Annotated in this window: 5 protein-coding genes; 1 reads left to right on the top strand and 4 read right to left on the bottom strand. The window is 69.7% G+C overall.

Translation table 11 applies throughout. The annotated features are described in order from the left end of the window. Positions 1-401: pentapeptide repeat-containing protein (locus AB0I73_RS39775; protein ID WP_363045271.1), on the top strand; the 401-nt coding region annotated here is incomplete at its 5' end. Between the two features lie 432 nt (positions 402-833). Here the strand turns inward: AB0I73_RS39775 and AB0I73_RS39770 are convergent. The 4 genes from AB0I73_RS39770 to AB0I73_RS39755 all read right to left on the bottom strand — a co-directional run bounded on the left by AB0I73_RS39770 (position 834) and on the right by AB0I73_RS39755 (position 3,342). Continuing rightward, positions 834-1,055 carry a hypothetical protein gene (locus AB0I73_RS39770; protein WP_363045270.1) on the bottom strand — a complete coding sequence of 74 codons (222 nt, stop codon included), beginning with the start codon at positions 1,053-1,055 and terminating at the stop codon, positions 834-836. Positions 1,056-1,308: 253 nt separating this feature from the next. Further along, entirely contained in the window at positions 1,309-1,602 is a 294-nt protein-coding gene (locus tag AB0I73_RS39765) for a hypothetical protein (RefSeq protein WP_363045269.1), read from the bottom strand. Between the two features lie 70 nt (positions 1,603-1,672). Beyond that, positions 1,673-2,335, bottom strand: coding sequence for an AAA family ATPase (locus AB0I73_RS39760; protein ID WP_363045268.1), 663 nt, complete (start codon positions 2,333-2,335; stop codon positions 1,673-1,675). 536 nt (positions 2,336-2,871) lie between these two features. After that, entirely contained in the window at positions 2,872-3,342 is a 471-nt protein-coding gene (locus AB0I73_RS39755; RefSeq protein WP_363045267.1) for a lamin tail domain-containing protein, read from the bottom strand. Between the last annotated feature and the right edge of the window lie 317 nt (positions 3,343-3,659).

The raw sequence follows: 3,659 nt of genomic DNA, 5'->3' as shown, positions 1-3,659 counted from the left end.
TGTACTTCGGCGACGCGCTGTTCTCCGGCGGCGACGTGAGCTTCACTGGCGCGACGTTCTCCGGCGGCTATGTGCGCTTCGACGGCGCGAGGTTCTCCGGCGGCACCGTGCGCTTCGACGGCGCGCTGTTCTCCGACGGCACCGTGTACTTCGGCGACGCGCTGTTCTCCGGCGGCGACGTGAGCTTCACTGGCGCGACGTTCTCCGGCGGCTATGTGCGCTTCGACGGCGCGAGGTTCTCCGGCAGCGACGTGAGCTTCGACGGCGCGACGTTCTCCGGCGGCACCGTGCACTTCGACGCAACAGCTGGCCCTGCTCCGGCGGGGCTACTTGAGGCAGTCGGTACTCCAGTGCCAGCCGAGGTTCGCCTGCGCGCCGACTGGCTTCCTGCTGGCCCATAAGAATGGGGGGCGGAATCGGTCGCTTGCGTCTCCCCACTCCGGCCCATTGACAGGAGTCGCGCAAACCAGGACGTTTTGGAACATCAATCCGATGCGGTCCGCTCTGGGCTTCCGCCTCCCGATTTCGCCCGCCAGCCCAGCCCACCTACTCGACTCCCGAGACCCGGTGGCTGGCGCCTTCTTCACCCAGACCGGGGACGGGGTCCACCCTGCGGGGTCGCGCCGACGCCGGAAGCAGGGGTACAGGAAGGCGTCGAGCCGCGGGTGCCCTCTGAGCGTGACGTCGTGGCGGCACGACGCCATGACCGTCACGCTCTGGCCCGTTTCATAGGTGGTCGTCCATGAAATCCCTCATGGGGACCGCTGCAGTCGCGTGTAGGGATCAGTGGTCCAAGTGCCGAAAGGTGGCAGGAAGCGGGCTGGCCAAGGTGGTCAGGCAGACGGGCGGCCGGTGATGGCCGGCAGGGTCGTTGTCCTGATCCGGCGATAGGTCCTGAAGCCGTACACGGTCAACGCCGTCCAGATGACGGTACTGACCAGAGGCCACCACAGGTCCCAGCCCTGATCGCCCTGGATGAGATTGATGACCCAGTTCACCGCCCAGCTGACCGCAAGAACAAATGCCGCCCACCTGGCCCACCGCCAGATCCGCATCGTTCCTCGGGCACGGGTTTCCTGTGAGCTCTGTTCTTCCTGTCGAAGTCGTGTGCCATCCATACCTACCCGCCTACCCCCTGCCCGTGCCTTGCCTCCCGGGCCTTGCGAGAGGGCCGAAAACGGACGGCCTCACCGGCTCCAGAGATACTCAGAGGTGGTCCAGGCAGGGACTGGCTCGCAGCCAGATGTTGAAGGACAGAAACACGATGAGACCCGGGCCGGCGGGCGGTGCTGCCTTATCGGCAGTGGGTCAGGCATGCGCGTGACGTGGTGCAGTTGCCCTCCGTGATGCGGCGTGGTGCGCAGGACGTTGCGAGCCTGCGGCTTGGAGGCGCTGCAGCCACAGGGAGGCCGTGAGCAGGAGGCCGCTGAAGACGGCCAAGAGGAGGGCGGACACCCACATCTGCCGGCTCCCGGGCAACTGCCAGCCCGTCCAGGCGGTCAGTACCGCCCACAGCAGGACGCCCCCCGCGTAGAAGGCGCGGACCCGGCGCAGCTGCCGCACGGCCCGCAGGGACATGACGCAATCAGTCTTGGATGCCATGCCGCCCCGTTTACCCCAGTGCACGCTGTTCAACGGAGCGGGTTGATCGGGTTCGTCCTCCGGTCGCCTTTCATCCTTGCTGCTGGGTGCGTTCTTCGAAGTCGCGTCGTACTGCCGCGCCTTGGTCCTCGACCAGGCCCGCACCGTCGGGGAGGTCCGGGACGGCGCCGCAGTGGTTGCACAGTTCTCCGTCCTCGGCCAGCGTGCCGCACGCCTTGCAGAACCGGTTTCCCTCGTCGTTTCCAGTCTTCTGTGTCATGGCTCTCCTGCAGACCAAGACGTCGACGCCGCGCAGCCCGCTGCCGTTCTCGATCTCGCCGAGCCAGGCGGCCACGGTCCGGGCGGGGATGCCGGAGGTGTCGTGCAGCTGCTTGGCGGCGACCGCGGCAAGGGTGGCGCCGGCGTAGGTGGTGCCGGTGGCGTCCCAGCCGATCCGGCACGTCTCCATCAGCGTGGACTTGCCCGCCCCGGCGACGCCGACCAGGGCGTCGATGCCGTGCCCGGCGGTCAGCACCCGACTCACCGCGGCTTGCTGTTCCTCGGACAGCTCGAACTCGGCGGCGACCTGGAAGATGTCGACGGCGGCGGCCTGGTCGGCGGCGAGCTGCACGGTGCCGCTGTCGGACCGTTCCAGTGCCTGGGCCCGGACGGTCTCCTCGGCGTCGAGGATGTCCTGCGTGGTGTAGCGGGCGGTGGACGACATGACGGTGGAGCCGAGGGTGGACACGCGCACCGCATGCCCTCGACCTCCAGGACGTCATCGCACGGCCGCTCCAGACTGTCCGGTCCGGCGTCGATGTCGCACTCCAGCGCGTTCGCCACGGCCGCGAGCAGCTGCGCGCGGGTGAACGTCTTGTCGTCGGCGGTCAGCCCGGTCTCGGGGTCGAACACGACGGGCGTGATGTCGGCGGGGGCGGGACGCGCGGTCCAGTGTCGGGCCCGTCGACGCCGTCCGGGCCGGGCGGACCGGGGGCGGCCGCGGCCACCACCGCGTCGACGGCGCCGACGGGCGCCTCGGCCCACCGACGCCAGCTGTCGCGCATCGTCGTGGCGTCCACGTCGGCCTTGTCGCGCTAGGTCGCCATCGAGGCGGCCTGCTTCTTTGTCCGGGAGGCGTCGGCACCCCCACCTTTGGTTCCCGGCCGCCCGACCAGCCGCTTGCAAAAAACCGGCGGCGCGCCGCCCCTTTGAAGGAGCGGCGCGCCGTGGTGGTGGGGGGTCGGGGTGTGCCGACGCCGGTCCCTGGCTGCCGGTGCTGCCCGTGGGGTGTCAGCGGCGGCCGCCGCGGTGGCGGCCCCAGGACTCGGTGTCCACCGTGCGGCCGCGGTCGTCGCGCAGGGTGGCGGTGTCGGCGCGGTTGTCCCACACGTAGTGGCGGCGGTCCTGGTACAGGTCGGTGCGGGTGTCACGGCCGACGCCGGTGTGGACGCGGACGGTGGCGCGGCCGGCGAGACGGACGTTGTCGAAGCGGTAGCGGTGGCCGTCCTCGTCGCGCAGCGTCCATCCGTCCAGGTTCACCGCACGGCGGGTGTTGTTGGTGATCTCCAACCACTCCTTGTTCAACGAGTGGTTGGAGCGGTCGTCGGGTCCCGGGGAGTCGTACTGCACGTCGGAGATCTGCACGTTCGGCCGGTGCGGCCGGTGCTCGGCCGCCGACGCCGGCGCCGTCAGGACCGCGGTCAGCGCGCCGGCGCTCAAGGCGGCGGCGGTCAGGCGGCGGGCGGTGATGGACTTCGACACGGGTTCCCCCTGCATGGTGCGGGCGCCACCCGAACCCGTCGGCACGAGGGCCGTAGGTTCGGGGTGTGCGTGGTGCGGATGGCGGCCGGTCGGCCGCACGCGCACACCCTGCCCACCCCGCGACCGGCCCGTGAACGAGCCGTGCACCTTGTTACGGATCGTCCACCTCACGATGACTGTCATCTGCAATAGCCATCTATGCGCTGAATGCATCAGGTTGACGGGCGCTGTCACGTTGTTGGGAGCCTGGATCTCTGACAGCGCGTCGGGGCGTGGTGGGGGTCAGATTTCGGGCCGGTGCTCAGGCCTCGGCGGGC

The sequence above is a fragment of the Streptomyces sp. NPDC050388 genome (genome assembly GCF_040655635.1).
Lineage (GTDB): Bacteria > Actinomycetota > Actinomycetes > Streptomycetales > Streptomycetaceae > Streptomyces.
This window is presented reverse-complemented; position numbering and strand designations above follow the sequence as displayed.

What these genes read in the sequence shown, in the direction of transcription:
- AB0I73_RS39770 (WP_363045270.1), bottom strand. Translation starts at nt 1,055, where the DNA reads ATGCGGATCTGGCGGTGGGCCAGGTGGGCGGCATTTGTTCTTGCGGTC.
- AB0I73_RS39765 (WP_363045269.1), bottom strand. Translation starts at nt 1,602, where the DNA reads ATGGCATCCAAGACTGATTGCGTCATGTCCCTGCGGGCCGTGCGGCAG.